The 21739-nt window shown below is 53.5% G+C and carries 19 protein-coding genes and 1 riboswitch; of the genes, 3 read left to right on the forward strand and 16 right to left on the reverse strand.

Annotated features, from left to right (window positions below; translation table 11 throughout):
• Window positions 1–6 precede the first annotated feature (6 nt).
• Entirely contained in the window at window positions 7–2355 is a 2349-nt protein-coding gene (locus RHH27_RS03980; RefSeq protein WP_302678916.1) for a tyrosine-protein kinase domain-containing protein, read from the forward strand.
• A 10-nt stretch (window positions 2356–2365) separates the two neighbouring features.
• Here the strand turns inward: RHH27_RS03980 and RHH27_RS03985 are convergent, their stop codons facing one another.
• The 6 genes from RHH27_RS03985 to egtC form a co-directional block, all read right to left on the reverse strand.
• Window positions 2366–2809 (reverse strand): hypothetical protein, encoded by a 444-nt coding sequence (locus tag RHH27_RS03985; RefSeq protein ID WP_302676738.1) that lies wholly within the window; start codon window positions 2807–2809, stop codon window positions 2366–2368.
• The gene (locus tag RHH27_RS03990) at window positions 2790–4424 is read right to left on the reverse strand and encodes a 2-isopropylmalate synthase (protein ID WP_206201168.1); all 1635 of its coding nucleotides are present in this window, start codon (window positions 4422–4424) and stop codon (window positions 2790–2792) included. The genes RHH27_RS03985 and RHH27_RS03990 overlap by 20 nt, the downstream gene beginning before the upstream one ends.
• Window positions 4425–4498: 74 nt before the next feature.
• A complete protein-coding gene (locus RHH27_RS03995; protein ID WP_302678917.1) occupies window positions 4499–5530 on the reverse strand; it encodes a sirohydrochlorin chelatase in 1032 nt (343 codons plus the stop codon).
• Between the two features lie 32 nt (window positions 5531–5562).
• Window positions 5563–5704: riboswitch (cobalamin riboswitch) on the reverse strand.
• A 35-nt stretch (window positions 5705–5739) separates the two neighbouring features.
• Complete coding sequence (locus tag RHH27_RS04000) at window positions 5740–7266, reverse strand: peptide ligase PGM1-related protein (RefSeq protein ID WP_302678918.1); 1527 nt, start codon at window positions 7264–7266, stop codon at window positions 5740–5742.
• A gap of 250 nt (window positions 7267–7516) precedes the next feature.
• Window positions 7517–8650 (reverse strand): SUMF1/EgtB/PvdO family nonheme iron enzyme, encoded by a 1134-nt coding sequence (locus RHH27_RS04005; protein WP_206201171.1) that lies wholly within the window; start codon window positions 8648–8650, stop codon window positions 7517–7519.
• The gene (gene egtC / locus RHH27_RS04010) at window positions 8625–9407 is read right to left on the reverse strand and encodes an ergothioneine biosynthesis protein EgtC (RefSeq protein WP_302678919.1); all 783 of its coding nucleotides are present in this window, start codon (window positions 9405–9407) and stop codon (window positions 8625–8627) included. The genes RHH27_RS04005 and egtC overlap by 26 nt, the downstream gene beginning before the upstream one ends.
• Window positions 9408–9547: 140 nt before the next feature.
• On the opposite strand from egtC, the gene RHH27_RS04015 reads away from it, so the two are divergent.
• Window positions 9548–10258, forward strand: a complete 711-nt coding sequence (locus tag RHH27_RS04015) for a DUF2232 domain-containing protein (protein WP_206201173.1) — start codon at window positions 9548–9550, stop codon at window positions 10256–10258.
• On the opposite strand, the gene fni is transcribed toward RHH27_RS04015, so the two are convergent.
• From fni to RHH27_RS04060, 9 genes are all read right to left on the reverse strand, one after another.
• The gene (gene fni / locus RHH27_RS04020) at window positions 10255–11283 is read right to left on the reverse strand and encodes a type 2 isopentenyl-diphosphate Delta-isomerase (protein WP_206201174.1); all 1029 of its coding nucleotides are present in this window, start codon (window positions 11281–11283) and stop codon (window positions 10255–10257) included. The genes RHH27_RS04015 and fni overlap by 4 nt on opposite strands.
• Before the next feature lie 69 nt (window positions 11284–11352).
• The gene (locus RHH27_RS04025; RefSeq protein WP_302679147.1) at window positions 11353–12489 is read right to left on the reverse strand and encodes a geranylgeranyl reductase family protein; all 1137 of its coding nucleotides are present in this window, start codon (window positions 12487–12489) and stop codon (window positions 11353–11355) included.
• Window positions 12490–12545: 56 nt separating this feature from the next.
• Window positions 12546–13436, reverse strand: a complete 891-nt coding sequence (locus RHH27_RS04030; RefSeq protein WP_302678920.1) for a cation diffusion facilitator family transporter — start codon at window positions 13434–13436, stop codon at window positions 12546–12548.
• 23 nt (window positions 13437–13459) lie between these two features.
• The gene (gene ctpC, locus RHH27_RS04035) at window positions 13460–14761 is read right to left on the reverse strand and encodes a carboxyl-terminal processing protease CtpC (RefSeq protein ID WP_206201176.1); all 1302 of its coding nucleotides are present in this window, start codon (window positions 14759–14761) and stop codon (window positions 13460–13462) included.
• A gap of 117 nt (window positions 14762–14878) precedes the next feature.
• Window positions 14879–15169 carry a hypothetical protein gene (locus RHH27_RS04040; protein ID WP_310453305.1) on the reverse strand — a complete coding sequence of 97 codons (291 nt, stop codon included), beginning with the start codon at window positions 15167–15169 and terminating at the stop codon, window positions 14879–14881.
• A 116-nt stretch (window positions 15170–15285) separates the two neighbouring features.
• Window positions 15286–16173 (reverse strand): acetylglutamate kinase, encoded by an 888-nt coding sequence (argB, locus tag RHH27_RS04045; protein WP_310742760.1) that lies wholly within the window; start codon window positions 16171–16173, stop codon window positions 15286–15288.
• Window positions 16174–16192: 19 nt separating this feature from the next.
• Window positions 16193–16663: an SRPBCC family protein gene (locus RHH27_RS04050; RefSeq protein ID WP_225901696.1), complete on the reverse strand. Its 471-nt coding sequence runs from the start codon at window positions 16661–16663 to the stop codon at window positions 16193–16195.
• 179 nt (window positions 16664–16842) lie between these two features.
• Window positions 16843–17088: a chlororespiratory reduction protein 7 gene (locus tag RHH27_RS04055; protein WP_302678923.1), complete on the reverse strand. Its 246-nt coding sequence runs from the start codon at window positions 17086–17088 to the stop codon at window positions 16843–16845.
• A gap of 63 nt (window positions 17089–17151) precedes the next feature.
• Window positions 17152–17751 (reverse strand): CAP domain-containing protein, encoded by a 600-nt coding sequence (locus RHH27_RS04060; protein WP_206201181.1) that lies wholly within the window; start codon window positions 17749–17751, stop codon window positions 17152–17154.
• 184 nt (window positions 17752–17935) lie between these two features.
• Between RHH27_RS04060 and groL the strand changes: the two genes are divergently transcribed.
• The gene (groL, locus tag RHH27_RS04065) at window positions 17936–19567 is read left to right on the forward strand and encodes a chaperonin GroEL (RefSeq protein WP_302678924.1); all 1632 of its coding nucleotides are present in this window, start codon (window positions 17936–17938) and stop codon (window positions 19565–19567) included.
• A gap of 67 nt (window positions 19568–19634) precedes the next feature.
• Here the strand turns inward: groL and bchD are convergent, their stop codons facing one another.
• Window positions 19635–21647: a magnesium chelatase ATPase subunit D gene (bchD, locus tag RHH27_RS04070; RefSeq protein WP_302678925.1), complete on the reverse strand. Its 2013-nt coding sequence runs from the start codon at window positions 21645–21647 to the stop codon at window positions 19635–19637.
• Between the last annotated feature and the right edge of the window lie 92 nt (window positions 21648–21739).

The following is a 21739-nucleotide window of genomic DNA, read 5'->3' on the forward strand; positions in this document are numbered from 1 at the left end:
TGCCCTATGTCAAGTGAAAATAACCATCTGTCTTTGCCCTCTGAAGCCGCTCGGCCAAGTTTGTGGCAGCCGCAGCCAATTGATAAGGTGACCATTGATCAAGTACTTCGCGGGCTGAAGCGGCGCTCAGCAGTTGGCATATTGGCAGGTGCACTAGTCTCAATTGGCTTTTTGGGATACTCTTACCTCTTTTTGAGAAGCTATCGACACTCTGTGTTGGTGCAGGTTGAACCTATCCAATCCTCAGGCGCTCGGCCAGGAACATCTTTAGAGTCACTCCGTCAGCTTGCTCCAATATCCCTGCCCCTTTTGTCAGCTGAAACAAAAGGTGATGTGGCAACTTTGGTTCAGGTACTCAATAGCGACATTGTTTTGCGTCCAATTTATGAGAAATTTTTAGTAGCAAATCCTGATCTAGATCCAAAACAATATTCGTATCAATCTTTTATTGGATCCTTGAAAATTCAGCCAGCGAAACTAACCTCAGGTAATAGACTACTAGATCAGTCAAGTCAAAAGATTATAGAAATCCAATTTTCTGCAAGAGAAAAAGAAAAGATAGAATCACTCCTAGGAATCCTTGTTGAAGAATTAAAAAGATTTAGTGAAAAGGAAAAGCAGGATCAAATAGCGGATAATCTGCGCTATGTTAACCAAGAAATTCAGAAGACCCTGAGTCAAATTGATGATCTGGAGGATCAACTTAACCAATTTCGCTTTCAGAATCGGGTAGTACGACCTGACCTAGTTGCTTCCCAGTTTAACTCTGCGGCCTCTGGCAGCAGCGATCTTGAAACTTATCTTAGCCTTTTGGATAATTTGATCTCTGCAAGAAATGAAAATAGAGTAAAACTGGAGTCGGCTCAGGCAACGTTTAACTCCCTCGAAGCACAGTTAAGGTTGTCTCCTACTGAAGCACTTGCTGCCGCCAATCTAGCTGCTTCTCAAAGCTATCAGGAGTTGCTCTTAAAATTAACAGAAACGGAAACCAAGCTAGCTGGGGAGCAGGCCAAGGTAAATGAAAACTCACCGACGGTGCAAGTGCTACAGGAAGAAAAGCGACTACTGCTAGAGCAGGCCAGGCAGCAAGCGCGACAGATTACGATTAGAAATCAAGATCAAGTTCGTCAACCCGAAACGCTGATTGGTTATCAAAGTGCCGTTTCTGAATCTCTAATCGAGAAGTACATAGAGACCAGAATTGAGCTTGAAGCGCTGCGGAGGGCGGATGCTGAATTAAGCAACCAAATTCAGGCCACCGAGGCAGAGATATCGCGAGTAATACGCCTTGCCAATCCTTACCGCAAGATTGAGCAACGTTTTGCAGCAGCACAGGAATCTCTGAGGTTATTACTGCAAACTCGACAGTCCCTCCAACTGCAGATTGCGCAACGAGACTTCACATGGCGAGTCCTCTCAGATATTGACAACAAGGAAGAATATCAGGTAACCCAGCGTTTATTACGGGCACTGGTGATAGCTTTGATGCTGGGGGGAGTGTCGGGGCTATTTCTAGCTCTAGTGCTCGATTGGTTGGATGATCGTTTCCTAGAAGTGGAGCAAATTCGCCAACAAACTCCCTTGCCGATTCTTGGCGAGATTCCTTTGACGAAGACATTTGATCAATTGGCCTTTAGTCGCCTAGAAACACCGTTGACGCTCTGGGGATTGCAGCACCGTTTGCCGAGTGCCACACCTGCTTTTAGGGAAAGTTTTTACTTCCTGTTGACGCAGCTAGAGTCGTTGGGATTGCCGCGCTCTTTGGCAATAACGGGTACAGCGGGCAAAGAAGGACAAACGACCCTTGCGATTTACCTTGCGGTTGCAGCAGCGGCGATGGGAAAACGGGTCTTACTGGTGGATGCCAATTTGCATCAGCCCAGCATGCATCAAGGACTTGGCATTCCCAATGTCGCAGGCCTAGGGGAGTTGTTGCAAGGGGAAATGCCTTTTCCCCACTGGTTCAGTCTTTTGGCAAATCGTGCGGAAAGACTCTGGGTACTGACGGCGGGTCAGGTTCAGCAAGAGCCGATGATACTGCTGAGTTCTGCGCGGTGGTTTGATTTCTTGGAGGGCGCTAAGGATACCTTTGACTGCGTGATTCTGGATGTGCCGCCGATCTTGGCTGCTGCCGAGGCGCATCGGGTTCTGGCAGCGGTGGAGCGGGCGCTCTTGGTTGTGCGGTTAAAGAAAACGCGACGCGAAGCTTTTGCTCAGGCACTGCAGGCTTGTGATCTGAGCTTACAGCAAAAGCTGCTTGGGATTGTCGTCAATGGTGTAGCTGTCAACCACCGAGATTTCAGAGGTTATCAGAACAGTGCTGCTGAGTCAGCGGTGGCACCCCTCGCTGTCTAAGTCTAAGGTCTCACATCTCCCTTTCGGGGGACAAAATAGCCATTAAAACAGGCCCAAAGAGTAGGGCATGGGCAGCTAAGGTGAGGCCGGTCCAAAGAAGGGGAAGCCAGCGCCAAACTCCTGCTTCTAGGGGCGGAAACAGGGCATAGGCTAGCCAGATGAGGGTTGGCGGTAAAATGATGAGCAAAATAGCTAACACAAGGCCAACAACGGTGACCTGAGAAGAGGGGCGGTGGAGCGATCGCCAGCCTGTACCCGTCCACTGCCAGCGAAAAGCGATCGCCCCATCTTCAAGGCGAGCCGTTTGGCGCTCAGGATTAAGGGTAAAAATGTGGCGGCAAAAGTTACAGGCATGGGTTTCCATGAGCACCATTGGGGCAATTTGGCCATGGCGGCAAATGGGGCAGGGGTAGATGCCGTGGTGCTCAAGGGGCTTAGGGAGTGGTTCCACCATGAACCTCAGCGGTCTGGGGGTGGAGGCGTTGCTGCTGGAGCCCGCGATAGAGACGATTGAGGGCATTCATATAGGCATGAGCCGAAGCAACAATAATATCTGTATTGGCGGCATGGCCCGAGTAAATGCGATCCCCGTGTTGCAGGCGAATGGTCACCTCGCCGATGGCATCAATTCCCGCGGTCACTGACTGCACGGAATACTCAATGAGGCGATTGGGAATTTGCACCACGCGGTTAATGGCACGATAGACGGCATCCACAGGGCCTGTGCCAATAGCGGCATCTGTCAGCTCCTCACCACTGGGCAGACGGATGGTTACGGTGGCGGTGGGGCGGGCGCGATCGCCACAGGAGACCTGCACAAATTCCAGCTGGTAGCCTTGAACATCAATGGCTTGGGTTTCATCTTTAACAATAGCTTCTAGATCCCAGTCAGTGATTTCTTTTTTCTTGTCGGCCAGTTCCTTAAAGCGCAAAAACGCCTTATTGAGTTCCGTTTCACTGAGTTCAAAGCCCAGCTCGCGCAGGCGGGTGGCAAAGGCATTGCGACCAGAGAGTTTGCCCAAAACAATTTGATTGTCGGCTAGGCCAATGAGCTGGGCGTCCATGATTTCATAGGTTTGCTTGTGCTTGAGGACGCCATCTTGGTGAATGCCTGATTGGTGGGCAAAGGCGTTGGCACCGACGATCGCTTTATTGGGCTGAATCAGCATGCCCGTTAGATTGGAGACCAAGCGGGAGGTTTTGTAAATTTCGCGGGTGTTGATATTGGTCAGGGGTGCTTCCGATTCGGGGGGACGGCCTAGGAAGGGATTGAAGTACTGCCGCCGCACATAGAGAGCCATCACCAATTCCTCAAGGGCAGCATTGCCGGCGCGCTCCCCAATGCCGTTAACCGTACACTCCAGTTGCCGTGCCCCATTTTTGACTGCTTCGAGGAAGTTGGCAACGGCCAAGCCCAAGTCGTTGTGACCATGGACTGAAATGACGGCACGATCAATATTCGGCACGTTTTCCTTGATGCCTTTGATCAGGGCGCCAAACTCGGCGGGGGTGGTGTAACCCACCGTGTCGGGAATGTTAATTGTTGTGGCACCGGCGTCAATCACCCGTTCCAAAACTTGATAGAGAAACTCAGGATCCGAACGCCCGGCATCCTCAGGGGAAAACTCAACATCATCCACAAAGGACTTGGCATAGGCCACCATTTCGGGGGCAATTTCCAGTACCTCAGCGCGGGTTTTCTTCAGTTTGTACTCTAGGTGGATATCCGAGGTGGCAATAAAGGTGTGAATCCGCGGATAGTAGGCGGGTTTGAGGGCTTTTGCGGCTGCTTCAATATCTTGGCGGGTGGCACGAGCCAAGCCACAGATCACCGGCCCCGTTTCGGTGCCCACGGTTTCAGCAATCCGCTGCACCGCCTCAAAGTCACCGGGACTGGCAAAGGGAAAGCCTGCTTCAATAATATCCACCCCCAGTCGCGCCAGTTGACGGGCGATCGCCAGTTTTTCATCCACATTCAGCGAGGCACCCGGCGACTGTTCACCGTCCCGCAGGGTGGTATCAAAAATTAACACCCGGTCAACCGTCTGGGGAGGATATTTAATACGCATAGACAAGCCCTATCTAAGCTTGAGAAAGAGTAGCAGTCATCATTTACTCTAACATTTTCACTGGGGAGCGATGCCTAGGGAACTTGCCAAATGCGTTGGTGGTAACTGGGCAAGTGATCCAAGTCCACGGTTGATCCATGGTGATGGTGGTGAGGGTGATGCCCCCCGTGATCATGGCTGTGGGAGGGGTGCTCATGATCCTGATGATGGTGGTGATGATGGCTATGGCCTGCCACCAAGCGGAATTTGCAGGCTTCACAGTTCATGGCCACCTGCCCCGTATGGGTTTCAATTTCCCGCTGCCGCGTGAGATAAAATAGTTGCGGGTGCAGGCCAATTTCCGGTAGGTTCACGTATTCAACACTGGGATAGGCGGCTTGGGCTTCTGCGGTAAGGGTATAGATTTTCTTGACTAGTGCCCCTGTAAACATGAAGTGGGGCAGGACAATGACGCGGCGGGGCTGGTAAAGATTCGCCCGCCCAAATCCTTCGGGTAGGCGGGGATGGGTAATGCCAATAAAGCAGACCTCAACGGTTTTGTAGCCACTGCCTTCCCAGAGCATGCGGGCTAGCTTAAAGACATCGCCATTGGCATCGGGATCACTGGAGCCGCGTCCCACCACTAGGAGAACGGTTTCTTCGCGGCCAATGCCTTGGGGATTAAATTCTGGTGAGTCCAAGCGTTCAAGGCGCGATCGCCACAGGGTTAAAATTTCGGGGGCAATGCCATAGTGGCGGCCATAGTGATAGCGCAATTGCGGAAACGCCCGCCGTGCCCGATCCAACTCATTGGTAACGTCAAACTTATTGTGGCGAGCAGCAAAGAGTAAAACTGGCAGCACTGACAAGTCTGTATGGCCTGCGGCAGCACACTGGCTGAGCACCTCAAAAATCGAGGGTTCCGTTAACTCCAGAAAACAGGGAAAAACAGGCCGGCAGGGATCCAGTTGATAATAGGCTTGGGCAAAGTCCAAAAATGCTTGGCGACCTTCCGGATCGCGCGTCCCATGACCGACGAGTAAAAGCGGTCGAGATTGGGGGAGAGGGGGTAAATCAAGACTAAAAACGAGGGGATTGAGAATGGAATCGTTGAGCGTAACAACCACGTTGAAACTCCATGCCCGTGCGACGCAGGCAAACAGAGTGAACCACAGCAAGTAGGCATTCTGGCTGAGGGGGGTTCCCCATCACAGCTGCGGCACAGCACCAGACTTGCACTGGATTTTCCCTACAGGCTGCTCTTCACAGTGAACGTTGCCAATTGTAGCGAGATTCTCAGACCCCTGTCTATGCAGGGGGTGGGCACATGAGAGACCTATAGCGCCGCAGCATCGAGAACGCCAATGGTCTGGTCGTAGATGGCTTGGGCTTCTTCGGGGGTGTTACCAATGCTGACGAGTCCCAGCTTACCAAATTCCGAGAGTGCCCCCATGAGGTGAAAGACAGTGCCCGTTTCGGTGCTGGAGTCAAAGTGGAGATGGTAGCGGGCAATCATATCCAAGAGATCATTGGGCAGGAGGCCGCGATAGTGGGGTTGGCAGAGGTTATCGGAGGCAATGTAATACTTGGGACGGCGGTGCTTGCTGTAAAACAGTCCAGAGGCTAGCTCATAGTGGCCATCGGTGAGGAATTTTAAGGTCATAAAGGGGTGCGTAGTACCACCCTTGCGCAAGTTAATTTCAATGGCGTAAAGCTCCCACCCTGCTGTTGTCTGGGTTGCAACAACGTCCACACCAAAACAGCCGATCACCCCCTGCTGTGCCAAGTACGTCCCTACCTTTTGCCCCAATTCTTGGAGTTGTTGGCGATAGTCGGCATGGGCGGGAAATTCACAGCCAATGAAAATTTGACCTGTGGGGGCATTGAGTAACTGTTCATGGGTGGAGACGATTTCAACACTGCCTTTGGGGGTAATACAGCCTTGGACACTGGGCGATCGCTTGACTGTCCCTTCCACAAAGGCTTCGACAATGCCACCCAGATCCATAAATCGCTGCCGATAGGAGAGCCAAGTTTCATTAGGCGCCTGAAAGACCATCTCCTCTAGGCTATTTTCAATCCGTTGTAGATGATCGGGGGTGTGTGGGCTGCCAAGGGGGCGCAGTGGGCGCAGATCAAGAAGAGCATTGCCTTCTCCGGAAAAAGCCTCATTGAGTTTCACCACCACCCGTTGCAGTTCAGGAGATTTCTCTTGGAGGTGAGCGATCGCGCGCACCAGTTCCGGTACCCCCTGCAAAAAACCGCTGCCCATCGGATGGGGAATGCCTGCGGCCGCAAAAAGTTCCCGACTGCCCGCCTTGGTTCCCCAGTAGAGGAGGTCGGGATCCGTCGAGTAGAGAGGAATGCCTAAGCGTACCGCCAGTTCCCGCTCCAGAGGGGTGGAGTTAAAACACACCATGTAGGCTTGGTTGGGACGCAGGGCTTGACGAATACGCTCCAAAAGGCGAGGCCGCTCTAAAATTTTCGCAGTCAAGGGTTTATCGGAGCGATCGTAGGTGGCCAGCAGCAGCAGGCGATCGCGGGCATGGGAACTGGGTACGCCGGGGAGTAAATCCAGATAATAGTCAACAATGCTGGGGTGCAGTGGCTGGGACGTCACGTAGATCATGCGGGTACGCGGATTCCGCAACTGGATCAGCGTATAGAGTTGCCGCTCCTCGTAGTGGGTATAGCCGGTGATCTTGGCCAGCTCCGGTTGGGGAAAGCTCAGGGAAGGCACCACCACAATATCGCGCTCAATGCCGCCGGGACCCTTGGGTAGTTCAGGAATAAACGTTTCTGTCCCGTCCCAGCACTCCAAGAGTCGCGTTTGCAGTTGGCGGAATTCCTCAGCAATTGACATCAAAACGCCCCTATGCCCTTGTCCCTAGTTTAGGGAGTTTGAGTCGCACTCATCGCTTGGGGGTCATCTTGTTCAAACTTTCTTTACTGAGGAACGGTGCTTCGTTTGCTCAGCTTCAATGTTTCTCATAAGATGCCTCGCAAGAGGATAGTTGATAGTCTGATTCTGGCGAAGCCTAAGGAGAGTGCCCGTGAAAAGGATCACAGGATCACGGGGAACTTGGGCACAAAATTAACCCACTTCACCCAGTCTAGGCCTCAGACTCAATCGGGAGTGCTTCTAGTTGAACATAGCGGGCGCCGGCAAACACCTCACGGGTGGTGCGGCTATACCAATTGCGAAATGAGGGTCGCTTGAGAATGGGGCGCGTCCAGTGACTACCGCCTTTTAGAACAAAATGCTTGCCATCAAAGTAGGGCGCAGAATACCCCCGGTAGGGATAGCTCTGGAACTCCGGATAGGGGGCAAAGGGACTTTGCGTCCACTCCCAAACGTAGCCCTGATTCAAGAGTCCCTGCTGAGCAGCAATCTCCCATTCCCGTTCACTGGGGAGACGTTTGCCTTGGAAATGGCCATAGGCTTCAGCCTCATAGAAACTGAGTCCCCACATAGGTAAGTCCAAATCCTCAGGAACGGGGTAAAAGGGTGCTGTGATCCCCTCTGCTTCGCGCCATTCCCAACCACTGCTGGACCACCATTCCCGCCGCTGATAACCACCCGCTTCCACAAAGGTGAGAAATTCCCGCCAGGTCAGCGGTGCCGCATCAATCGTAAAAGGAAGTAGTTCGACACTCTGGACTGGCTGCTCGTTATCAAGGGCTAAGAGGTCTTCACTGCCAATGACATAACTGCCAGCGGCAATCCGTTGCCAAGACTGAGGCGAGGATAGGAGAGGGGGCAAGGTGGTGAAAATCCCCTGCATCGCCAGCACCATTTGCATTGTTTCACTGTGTTGGGCTTCATGCTGCAAAATCCACCACCAGAGACGGACTTCCCGTTGCCACTGCTCGTCGCTAAGACTGTAGAGGCGATCGCCCGTCTTTTGGCGAATCTCTGCTAAGTAGTCAAGTAGCTGGCCACGCGGCGGTAGATGCTGTCGTTCGGCCTTGGGGCGGCCATCGGCGGCATACCAATAGCGATCGCGATCGCTCACCCCTGAGGATTCCGGCAAGAGCCAAAAAGCTTCTGTGTAGCCAATGTGTCCCAAATGCCACCCCACGGGACTATAGAGGGGATGGGGCTGCGCACAAAGGACGGCCTCGCTCAACTCAGCCACAAGTTGGCGTGTAAATTGCCGCTGGTTCTGAAAGGCTTGCCAAAGGGCTTCGCGATCCCAAGGATTAAACGGGGTTGAGGTCTCAGAAGGTATAAATCTCTGGTTCACTCTGCAAACTCATCAACAGCAGTTTATTTTCGGGTAAAGGATACCACTCCGTTTGCTGATCTACCGGCTCTGAGGTGAGTTGAATTTTCTCGGCATCCTGACTCCAGTACAGGGTGGGGGGTGGTGTGCCCCGCCCACAGCGGGTGGCGAGAATATAGACGCCATCAGTCAGAATCATGGCGGCACTGACACTGGTACGCGCTGCCTGCGCTAGGGAAAAAACAATTTGCAGTGTTTGCCGCAGTACCATCAACGGTGACAGTTGCGGATTCAACACCAATTCATTGCAAAACAGGGCAAAGAGGTGCTCAGAGTCTGTAGAGCCTTCAACAATGTTGTAACAAATATCCGACAGGCGATCGCGCATAGGGCGGTAGAGGGTTTGGCGAAAGTTCTCGATAAAGCCATTGTGCACCCCCAGCCAGCGTCCCCAGCGAAAGGGCTGCGTATTCGTCATCTGCACGGGTTGACCCGGTGTGGCACTGCGGACATTGGCCAAAAAACAGGCAGATTGAATGTAGCGGCTTAAATGCTCAGTAAAGTTAATATCATGCCACATGGGCAGCGTTTGCCGATAAAGAAAGGGGGGCACATCTTGGCGGGCAGCATACCAGCCCACCCCAAAGCCATCGGCATTTAAGCGTCCCGCCGTCATTTCGCGGGGTTGATAACTTTGCACCAACAGGGAATGGGGAGCATCCACCAAGGCATGGGCAAGGGACGTTTTGCGCCCCATATAGGCATAAAGACGGCACATAAATTAACATGTAAGCTTGATAGGAATACCTTACCCCCGATTCTAACTTTCAGCAAAGGATTTTTCAGGGCGCTATATCCAGTTTGAGAGCTGGCAGTAAAGCTTGCTAGAGTGTAGAGAAAAAAGGTTATCTGCAATCAATGAACCCAACGGATTCCCTAGAGGATGATTTTCCCGACGTCGAAGCCATTGTGCCCCCTGAGCAGTCCCAAGCCTTGGGGCGATCGCAAATTCAGCGCACCTTGGTGATCACAGAAACAGCCTTCCTTGCCAGTACCGCTGCCCTGCTGTGGGTGATTAACTTTTATTTGCCCATTGGTCCAGTCTTGCGCCTATTTTTTCCAATTCCCATTGCCTTGGTGTATTTACGCTGGAACCGCCGAGCGGCTTGGATGGCGGCGATTGTCAGTGCCTTGCTCCTTTCTGTGTTGATGGGGCCACCCCGCAGTCTGCAATTTCTCTTGCCCCACGGCATGATGGGGGTGATTTTTGGCGGCTGTTGGGCAAAAAAAGAGAGCTGGGGACGCTCGATTCTCAGTGGCGCTGTGATTGGCACCGCAGGATTTTTCTTTCAGATTAGTCTTGTGTCCATTCTGCTCGGGGAAAACCTCTGGATTTACTTCAATCAGCAGGTCACGAATTTCATTGATTGGGTGCTGGTCAACCTCAACCTGCTGCTGGAGCCAACGGTGACCCTGATCCAAGTCGTGGCACTGCTACTTGTCTTTTTCCAGTCCACGGTGTATGCCTTAGTGGTGCATATTTTGGCATGGACACTGTTGGAGCGATTGGGCAATCCGATTCCGGATCCGCCCCCGTGGCTGCGCACGATCCTTGAAGACCCCCGCTAGATCCTTTCGAGACAGCGACGCTGATAGAGGGCTTGGGGAGTGGCACTGCCGGTACAAAACAGCACGGTTTTCAATTCCTCAAGGATAAAATCAATGCGTTGCGCAAGTGTCTCCTCTGATTGATGGGCGGCCTGCAAAAAGGGGCGCGCTAAACCGGCAAGACCAGCACCGAGGGCAAGGGCCTTGGCCACATCAATGCCATTTTGAAGTCCGCCGGAGGCAATTAGGGGCGTATCTGGTAGGGCAGGATGAATTTGCTCCAGACACTGCGCCGTAGGCATGCCCCATTCGGCAAAGGCCTCTCCGAGGTACTGCTGACGCCCATCCTGAGCACGCGCTGCTTCCACCTTAGCCCAAGAGGTTCCCCCTGCCCCCGCCACGTCAATAGCGGCTACTCCCACCTCCACGAGTTGCTTGGCCACGTCGGCACTGATACCATTGCCCACTTCCTTCACAATCACCGGCACCGGCAGGGCACGGCAGAGAACACCAATTTTCGTCAACAGTCCCTTGAAGTTGCGATCGCCCCCCGTTTGGACGGCCTCTTGTAGGGGATTGAGGTGCAAAATCAAGGCATTCGCCTCTAGGAGATCAATAATCTTTTGGCATTCATTGACGCCACAGCCATAGTTCAACTGCACCGCGCCAAGATTGGCTAAGAGGGGGATAGTGGGTGCCTCTTGACGAATGGCAAACGTGGTCGCCACCTCTGGATGCTCCAGCAGCACTCGCTGGGAACCGACCCCCATGGCAATTCCCTTTTGTTGCGCCACCCGTGCCAAGCGGCGATTGATGTCTCCCGCTTCAGGCGTTCCACCAGTCATGGAGGAAATCAGCAGGGGGGCAGCGAGTCGCCAGCCCAAAAACTCGACGCTCAGATCAATCTCGGCAAAGTCCAGTTCGGGCAGGGCACAATGGCGAAAGCGATACTTCTCGAAACCGGTGGTGACTTCTTGATGACTGACATCACCTTGAATACAAAGCTCGAGGTGCTCGGCCTTGCGCTGCTCAATGGGACTGCTCACCACTCGTGTTCCTAAAGTTAGGCTGCACCAACATTATAGAAGGCAGCTCAGGGAGCATCCCTATCGGCATTAACGGAAAACCGTCGGCACTCTCAACCCCGCTGCCAACAATTTCAGGCCATTGGCTGCTGCATCGCGGTAACGCAACTGACCGCAGAGAATTTGCCCCATCCGTTGCAGGGCGCTAGGACGTTTGATGGCCACTTCATAGGCCATGTGGGGCATCCGATAAAAAAGAGTCGCTAGACGTTTTGCCCAGACCATATCCGCTCCCCACGCCTGTTGGACTTGACGGGAATAGTCTGCGAGAGCCTCTGGATCACCATTGAGGGCGCGATCAATGGCTTGGGCGGCCAACATGCCAGTCAACAGCGAGGGACGAATGCCTTCGGCAGTAAACGGATCAACGATACAGGCCGCTTCCCCGGCAAGGAGGGCATTTTGGGTGTGCAGGCGCTGGTGCCGCTGCCAACAGTAGAGGGGGTGGCCATAGACCTTGACTTGACTGAAATCAACGCCAAAGGTTTCAGCATATGCTGCCCCGATCGCCCTCAGATTTTGCTTGCGTTTTAGGGAAAACGTGCCCACACCAATCGAGTAGCCCTCCCGTTTAGGAAAGTTCCAAATGTAGCCATTGTGAACGCGACCAAAGTCAAAGTGGGCTGTCCTCAGGGAATGATTGGGCATGGCTGCTTCAACCTCAATGGCTGCTCCTATACGCTGCTGACGATGTTGGAAGCCCAACCACTTGGCCATTGAACCTTTGGCACCATCACAGCCAATCAAATACTGCGCTGTGAAATCCCCCTTGGGCGTATGCACCTGCCAGCGATCGCCCCCCCACGTTAGACCTGTAACGGGAGTTTGAGCCGCTACCTGCGCCCCCTGTTGCTGCGCCTGTTGAATCAGAAAATGATCAAACACATCGCGGCGCACCATCCATACTGCGTGCTCTGGGGGCAGTTCCAGCACTTGCGCTTCCCCACCCTGCCACGTACAGACCATTTGCGTCAGCTTCAGTGAGATAGCAGGAGTAAAGTCAAAGTCAAACCAAGCTTGCACTTGGGGCGACACACCTCCCCCACAGGGCTTGTAGCGGGGCAGAGCTTCCTTTTCCAGAACCAACACCCGCCGGCCTCGCCTAGCCAAGTGATAGGCAGCCGCACCGCCCGCAGGGCCTGAACCAACAACAATGCAGTCGTACACCACAGGGTCACTCCTCAGTTGCTTTGCGCAGATGCTCAAAAAATAGCAAAAATCACTTAAGAGAAGCTGATCTGACTGGATTCGTAGTCGGGGGGTTCGACGTGGATGACAATGCGAGCCGGCCCATAGCGGTCTTGCAGCAGGGCTTCAATTTGCTCAGTAATGTCATGGGCCGTGGGAATATCTTCCGCCTCGACAATTAAGTGCATCTCAATAAACACTTGCCGCCCCACCATTCCCCGCGAGCTAATGTCGTGGCAATTAACCACACCGGGCACGGTCATCACTAGCTCATGGATAGCTTCGGGGGCGATCGCCATCTCATCCACCAGCCAAGGAATGTTGCTTTTGAGGACTTCCCACGCACTCCAAAACACAAGAGCCGCGACGGGAAATGCCAACACCACATCCAACCAGGCCCAGTTGAAGGTCCACACCCCAATCAGCCCCAAAAGAACAATAATCGTTGTCCAGACATCGCTCAGGGTATGCTTGGCATCAGCAATGAGCACGGAATTATTCAGCTTGCGCCCCATGTGGTGTTCATAGAGAGTAAGGCCGATATTCATGCCAAGGACAAGGATCACAATCCACAGTTCTGCCCCTGTGATCGTCACGGCACTGCTTTTATGCAGCAGGCGCTCAACCGCACTTTGTAAAATCTCAAAGCACACCATGCCCAGAAAGGCGGCAATCCCCAATGCACCGAGGGCTTCAAACTTTTGGTGACCGTAGGGATGGTCGCGATCGGGATGGGGGTTAGCCCACTGCATGGCCACTAAGCCCAGTATGCTACTCCCGGCATCGGTCAAGCTATGCAGGGCATCGGCCTGTAAACTCAATGAGCGACTGAGAACACCAACAATGGCTTTAATGGCCGTCAGGGCAACATTGACCCCTAGCGCCAAGAACAATACCCGCTGGGCTTGTCGGCGGTGGTCGGCCACGGTGCTCACCTAACTGAGTGAACTTAAGGATTGGCTGTCTGGGGAGGACGCGCTGATTGGGTATTGCGTCGCTCTGCTAGGATGCGTTCATTGAGAACGGCTAGCGCCCGTGTAAATTGAGGATCACGATCGGTGGCAATGTCATCGCGCGTCAGTTGTTCCCGCTGCTGCTCCGTGAGTGTGACTTCAATATCGGGTTCAATGCCTTTCTTGTTAATATCACGACCACTGGGGGTAAAGTATTTGGCGATCGTCACTGCAATGCCTGCCCCGTCGCCCACGGGCTGGACGGACTGCACCAAGCCTTTCCCAAAGGTGCGCGTTCCCACCAACACGGCACGGCCATTATCCTGTAGGGCACCTGCGAGGATTTCGCTGGCACTGGCCGAGCCGCCATCAATGAGCACCACAAGGGGCTTATTGGTCAAGAAGCCGCGACCGGCGCGTAAGCGTTCTGCTTCCCCTTGGCGATTGACCGTAGAGACAATATCGCCCTGCGGTAGAAACATGCGGGCAATTTCAGCACTAGCAAAGAGTAGGCCACCCGGATTGGAGCGTAAATCCAAAACATAGCCTTCAACGCCTTGCTTTTCTAACTCCCGAATGGCAGCGCGCATTTCTGCTGCTGCATTGGAGCTAAAGGTGACAAGGCGAATATAGCCGACAGGGCCTTGGGGAGTTTGGCGCAAACTGTGGCGAACGGGATGAATTTCAATGCGGGCACGGGTGATCTCATAGTTCAAGATTTGATCGCCCCGCTGGATCGTCAGGCGCACTTTTGTATTCACCGGGCCACGGATCATGCTGACAGCTTGGTTGAGATCCATGCCCTTGGTGGATTTGCCATCAATTTTCAGGATCACATCCTTGGCCATTAAACCCATCTCAGCGGCGGGACTCCCTTCAATGGGGGAAACCACGGTGATTTCTTTGGTCTTTTCGTCCTGGGTAATGGTGATACCTACCCCTGTGAGTTCACCAGAGGTTTCAATTTGCATGGAGCGAAACTGCTCCGGATCCATAAAGCGGGTGTAGGGATCATTGAGCTTCTCGAGCATTTCCCGTGCCGCTTTGTAAGCATCCTCGGGTTTGGTGTAGTTCCGAGAGAGAAACTCCCGCCGCACGGCACGCCAGTCATTGCCATTGAAGGTGGCATCAACGTATTCACGGTCAATGACCTGCCATACTTCATCCACCAGTTCCTTAGGACTTTGGCGGAAACCCGCTAGGCTACGGGACCAGTGCAGACCCGCACCCGTGACAGCAACCAATGCCGTCATGACCACTGTCGTACTGACAACGAGCGTGCGGTGTGTGATTCCCATATGATTCGTCCTAAATTTTCGATCCTTTAGCCTACGCCCAATCTAGCACAAAGACTTGCCTTGGCCGTTGGCGATCGCCAGCTAAGTTTTCCGACGCGCAGCAGGGTCAAAAAGTGCCTAGACCCCCAGTTGTTGGCGAATGCAGTAGTTCACACTTTCATCGAGAACCCGCTGTGCCCGCTGTTGGCCAGGAGATTGCGGTTGACTGCCATTGGGATCAAGGGTTTGAAAATCAGTGTAGCTCAATCGCTCTTGAATGTAGTTGATGGAGCACTGACAAATGTTATTCATCACTGAACGGGGCACAATGGGCGCTGATCGCCGGCCACGCTCGATGCAGGTATTCATAAAACTATTCACCGCCACTGGGGGGTAGGGTTGGGGAATGGCGCGTGCTGGCAGTTTCAAGCTAGTGGCTAAGCTGCTACTAATTAAGATTAAAGAGAAGAATTTCATAGGTAATAGACCCTGACGCTAAGACATCCTCGTCATACCCTAGGACGCCCTTCTTCATGCAAAAAGTTTCAATCAGTGAAGGCGCGATCGTAGGCTGCATTGGAACCCACGAGCATTGAGCCAATCCCCGAATCGGTAAAAATTTCTAGCAACAGGGCGTGGGGCACCCGGCCATCAATAATGTGCGCTGCTTTCACCCCTTGAGCGAGCGATCGCACGCAACAGGTGACTTTAGGAATCATCCCGCCAGAGACAACCCCCTCTTTAATGAGTTGCCGCGCTTCGGCAATATCAAGGCGATAAATGAGAGTACTCGGATCACGATAATCCCGTAAAATGCCTGCGGTATCCGTCAGTAAAATCAGCTTCTCAGCCCCCAAAGCCGCCGCAATCTCGCCAGCAACAGTATCAGCATTGATATTGTAGGCTTGCCCAGTATCATCGGCAGCCACACTGGAGATGACGGGAATATACCCCTTCTCCACTAGTGCCGTAATCACGCGGGTATCCACGCCTTGGACTTCACCCACAAAGCCGATGCTCTCTTCTCCTTGGGCGCGGGCACGAATCAGGTTGCCATCTTTGCCGCACAGCCCCACCGCTTTACCGCCCGCCTGATTAATCAGGGTGACAATTTCCTTGTTGACCCGACCCACCAAGACCATCTCCACCACATCCATTGTCGCGGCATCGGTGACGCGCAGCCCATTTTTGAATTGGGGTTCGATGTTGAGCTTAGTTAACCACGCATTGATTTCAGGGCCACCGCCATGAACCACCACCGGCCGAATCCCCACATAGGAAAGAAAGACAATATCGCGAATCACCGAGTCTTTGAGCTGCTCTTCCTTCATGGCGGCACCGCCGTATTTGACCACAAAGGTGCGCCCGGCAAAGGCTTGGAGATAGGGCAGGGCTTCACTGAGAACACGAACGCGATCGCTATCGCTGAGCATAGAGTTTTCTTTTGTCCGTCTAAAAACCTAAGCAGGGATCAATGGGGGGCTGAGCAGAGGGGGGATCTTCCTCAGCCGCAACTGCTAAGCGGGCAGCCAACCCTGCCGCAGAATCGCGAATCAGTGACCAAATCAGCGGCGCCAGCCACCCCCGCAACATCACTGAGCAGGAAATCTGACTCCCCCAGACCGTTGATTCTAAACGATAGGTTACCCGTTCCTCTACCCCCGGCAAGACCAAAATGCGAATACTCAACAGTTTTCCCGGTGATACCCGTTCGACAAAAATCTGAATCGGCCACGGAATCCAACGCGTCATGGCTTGGAAAATAAACCCCGGCTTGGGTACGAGTCCGTAGGGCACATTGGTGCGCAAAATCAAGGGATGCCACGACACATCGGCCAAATTCACCACTTTGCGCCAGATCAAATCCACCGATGCCGAGCTAAGGGCTTGGTAGGTGCCCGCCAACGGCCAACTGTAGGTCATTTGCGGTTTTTTCTTTTGTTGACGACGGCGATCGGCCACAGTCTCGTTACCCTACTATTCCTGACAATTTGGACACCACGAAAGAATAAATAATCGTCTGAACCCTTGATTGATCCAAGAGCCTTATCTATATTAGAACGGAATTTTCCGAGCAGGAGTTTCGTAACTCTGTGTAACGATTATTTTTCTAAACGCACGGCATACCACTGAAGGTAGCCACCATTGGGTAATTGCAGTTCACAACCCGTTGTCATGAGGTAGTGGGCACGACTTTCCACATCGGGCAAAGCAAGTAGATCCGGCGTTAGGGAAACATCGGTTCCTGTTAAATACTCCACCAGCTTGGCCTGTAGCTCCATCGGCGTGAGAAAGGTCTCATCGCTGACAGTAGATTCAAGGACAACATACATCTCTTCAGTGAACATAGCGAATGCGGTTAAGTTGACATTGATTACATTGGAAATGATCCGCGCAGCAACGCTCTGCCTTTACTGGGCTGGCAGTGCAAACATCTGTACAGCATAGACTTCTCCGTGAGCTGAATTCAAAGCAATGCCAAAGCCAAAGCGGGTAAATTCAGGCCGCAGGATATTTTGGCGGTGCCCCTCACTATACATCCAGCCTTTTTGGAACCGCTCAATCAGCTTATAGTTGAGCACCAATCCGGGGGTGCCCTTCTGCTCCATGATATTTTCACCGACGCCACCACGTCCCCCCAAGGCGATAAAGCGATCCATTGGGGATTGCCCATCGGGATTGGTATGGCTAAAGTATTGGCGTTTGAGCATATCTTCGGCGTGGCGTTGTGCGGCCTCTGTGAGTAATTCATCGGCAACAAGGGGCGGCAGTCCATTGAGCTGGCGATCGCGATTCACCAATTGCAGGGCAAAGGCTCGTATTTCCGCAAGGGAGCGTTTTGGCTGAGCAGCAATGACATCCACCTGTGGAGCACCAATTTGCCAATCTTGCCCCCCTTGGCCATTGTTCAAGTAAAAATACTCCTTGGCCGCTGCAAGGGCAATGCCGAGCATTAAGGTGACGTACAAGAAGACCTGTAGGCGTTGTTGATTGAGGTGGCGGCCAGCCATGGCTGCGAAGCTTGTTAATCTATTGTCAGTCTATTGTCAGTGTACGCGAGCAAGTGCGGAATCCCCTACATTTTCTGCCATTGCCCTCAGCTGGTTTTCCACAGTACTGTAAACAATGGCTTGAAGCCTGCTAAGTTTGCAGTTCCTCAATCATGACCTCCAAGTTACTAAAGGATAGCCACCCATGGCAAAATTAGTCGCATTTCATGAAGAGTCCCGGCGATCGCTCGAACGCGGAATTAATGCCCTTGCCGATGCCGTGAAAATTACCCTTGGCCCCAAAGGGCGCAACGTGGTGCTTGAGAAAAAGTATGGCGCACCGCAAATTGTTAACGATGGCGTGACGATCGCCAAGGAAATCGAACTGGAAGATGCCTACGAAAATACCGGTGCCCAACTGATGCGGGAAGTGGCCGCCAAAACCAATGATGTGGTCGGGGATGGCACAACCACTGCCACCCTCCTTGCCCAAGCCCTGATCCGCGAAGGCCTGAAAAACGTTGCTGCCGGCGCCAACCCCATTGCCCTCAAACGCGGCATGGAAAAAGCGATCAAAACCATTGTCGAGGGCATTGCCGAAGTGGCCAAACCCGTTGAAGGGGACATGATTGCCCAAGTGGCCACCGTCTCTGCCGGTAATGACCCCGAAGTGGGAGCCATGATTGGTGAAGCCATGGCCAAAGTCGGCAAAGATGGCGTGATCACCATTGAAGAATCAAAATCCCTGAATACAGAAATGGAAATTGTTGAGGGGATGCAGTTTGATCGCGGCTACATCTCCCCCTACTTTGTCACCGATCCAGAGCGGATGATTGTCCAACTCAAGGATGCTTATCTGCTGTTGACGGACAAAAAAATTACCAGCATCCAAGACCTGATTCCCACTCTAGAAAAAGTGGCTCGCAGTGGTCGTCCCTTGGTGATCATTGCTGAAGATGTAGAAGGGGAAGCCCTCGCCACATTGGTGGTGAATAAACTGCGGGGTGTCCTCAATGTGGTTGCTGTGAAAGCTCCAGCCTTTGGCGAACGGCGTAAAGCAATGCTCCAAGACATTGCCATTCTCACGGGCGGTCAAGTTATTTCCGAGGAAGTGGGACTGACCCTCACCGATGTGGAACTAACGATGTTGGGGGAAGCATCCTCCGTCACCGTGACCAAAGACACCACCACCCTTGTGTCCGAGAAGGGCAATAAAGCGGATATTCAAAAGCGGGTCGAACAGCTCAAGAAGCAGTTGGCCGAGACCGACTCCGAATACGACAAAGAAAAGCTGCAAGAGCGCATTGCCAAGCTCGTGGGCGGCGTGGCGGTGATCAAAGTGGGGGCTGCCACCGAAACGGAATTGAAGGATCGCAAACTCCGCTTCGAAGATGCTCTCAATGCTACGCAAGCGGCAGTAGCTGAAGGGATTGTGCCCGGCGGTGGTGTGACGTTGTTGCACTTGGCCAGTCGCATTGATGCCCTGCTCCCGCATCTGAGTGCTGAGGAGCAGACCGGTGCCCGCATTGTTGCTACTGCCTTGGCTGCGCCTGTGGCTCAAATTGCTGATAATGCTGGTGTCGAAGGAGCCGTAGTCGTCGAGAATGTCCGTGCCGGTGACCTTAACTATGGCTTTAACGCGGCAACCGGTACCTATGAAGATTTGGTTAGTGCGGGTATTATTGACCCCGCCAAAGTCGTACGCTCTGCCCTGCAAAATGCCGGTTCGATCGCCGGCATGGTTCTCACCACCGAAGCCCTTGTGGTCGAAAAACCGGAACCGAAACCGGCAGCTCCTGCGGATGGCGGTATGGGGGGCATGGGCGGCATGATGTAGGCTTACTGCCCCAATAGTTTGCTAGGTTCTCTCCTCTCTAACTGGGGGGAGGGTTTTTTATTGGTGGCTAAAATTGCAGGGCATTCTGCGTCACTTGGGCGATCGCCTGATCGGTGGCCTTGGGCAGATGGTAATACTTACCCCCTGCTTGCTGGGCCAATTCCTTGCCCATCCCCGTGGAAACAAACTTATTCTCGGTATCAATCACCAAGAGCTTCAGACCCAAGGCTTGAATTTTAGCGGCAATTTCCAGTACTTCCGCTTTGACATCGGGCTTGGTCTCCGGCGGAATAGTTTCGCCAAGGGAACGGCTCAGGGGGATATTGCCCCGACCATCGGTAATGGCCACAATCATCACTTGACCAATCTCACCGCTTTGCTTGGCATTCAAACCCACTCGCACCGCTTGGGTCAGGCCGTGGGCAAGGGGAGAGCCACCCCCACAGGGCAGGGTTTCAAGGCGTCGCCGTGCCGCTTCAATGGATCGGGTGGGGGGTAGGAGCACCTCTGCCTGCTCGCCACGAAAGGGAATCAGCGCCACCATATCGCGGTTTTGATAAGCTTGGGTCAATAGGCGTAAAACAGCGCCCTTGGCAGAATTCATGCGGTTCAGTGCCATGGAGCCAGAGGCATCCACGACAAAAATAATCAAGGCACCCGCTTTGCGTACCAAACGTTTAATTCGCAGATCACTGTTTTCAACAATGACGCGGCGTTGGGGTTGGCGTAGGCGACGGGATTTTTGGTAGGGAGCGGCGCTGCGCAGGGTGGCATCCACAGCAATTCGACCCCCTCGGCCACGGGGCAAAATGGGGCGGATATAGCGACCGCGATCTTGGGAGTAAATCAGGCTGCGACTCCCCGATTTCCCTTGGCGTTGGGTCAGTTGGGCAAAGTAGAGCACCGACTCATCCAAGACCGTGCCATCGGCCTCAAAGACAAATTCCTCAGGAATGGGTGGCGTTTCCTGCTGTTCTTCGGGTGGCGTCTCTGGCTCATCGGGTTCTTCTTCGGGGTTAGACTGCTGATTCTCCGGCGGGGGCGGTGGTGGAGGTGGGGGCGGTGGTTGCTCCGGCGGCGGTTCCAGTTGCGTGGCTCGCGGCACAATCACTAGTTCAACAGCGCGGCGTAGATCTTCGGCATTCACTTCACTGCGGCCATTCAGGGCAGCATGGGCTTTGGCCACCCGCACCGCAAAGAGTTCTGCTCGATGGCCTTGAACACCGCCCCGTAGGGCTTCGGTGACCAGATAGGCAATTTGCTGCCGTTGAATTTTTACCTCCTTGAGCCATTCTCGCGCCAGAATAATTTGGGTGCGCAGATCCTCTAGCTCAGCATCGTACTGCTGCAAAAAGGCTTGGGGCGAATCAGCAAATTGGGTGGCATGATCCACCGCTGCAACCCGCTCATCTAAGCCCAGAACCGTATCCGCCGATAGGGCGATCGCAAACCGGTCCAGCAGATGGGGCGGCACTTCTCCCTCATCGGGATTAAAGGTGGCAATCAACAGGGGACGACAGGGGTGATCCAGACTAATCCCCTCCCGTTCAATTGGGTTGCGCCCAGCACTCAGCACGGCCATCAGCACATTGGCCAATTGTTCATCCAAGAGATTGATTTCATCCACATAGAGCACGCCGCGGTGGGCTGCCGCCAAGAGGCCGGGCTGAAAGACCGCTTCACCCCGCTGCACCGATTGACTCACATCCACAGCTCCCAAGAGGCGATCTTCGGTGACCCCTAGGGGAATTTGCACAAAGGGGGCTGGAATCACTTTGGTGGTCAAAGCGACATCGGGATGACTTTGGCGCCAAGCCTGCAAGCGGCTATCCCAGTCTTGGGGACGTTCGGGATCGGGGTTGGCAATGATCGGTACTGGGATCTCCCCTTGATCAATGACTTCAATGGGGGGCAATAGGGCATGAATACCCCGCGCAAGAACAGATTTGGCAGTCCCCCGCCGCCCGGCAATGATCACCCCCCCCAAACCGGGATCAACGGCGGCCAACAGCAGGGCAAGTTTAATGGCTTCTTGACCAACAATGGCGGTAATCGGAAAGGGGGCGATCGCGAGCGTCATTGCATCCCTGTTGAAGGTAAACAGCAGTCGTCATCATCTATCTTACCGAGGGTGAAACCCTTTCCCGCCTCTTTGGCTAGACTGGAGTGAGA

Source organism: Thermosynechococcus sp. PP555 (assembly GCF_031583225.1).
In the GTDB taxonomy this organism is placed as follows: Bacteria; Cyanobacteriota; Cyanobacteriia; order Thermosynechococcales; family Thermosynechococcaceae; genus Thermosynechococcus.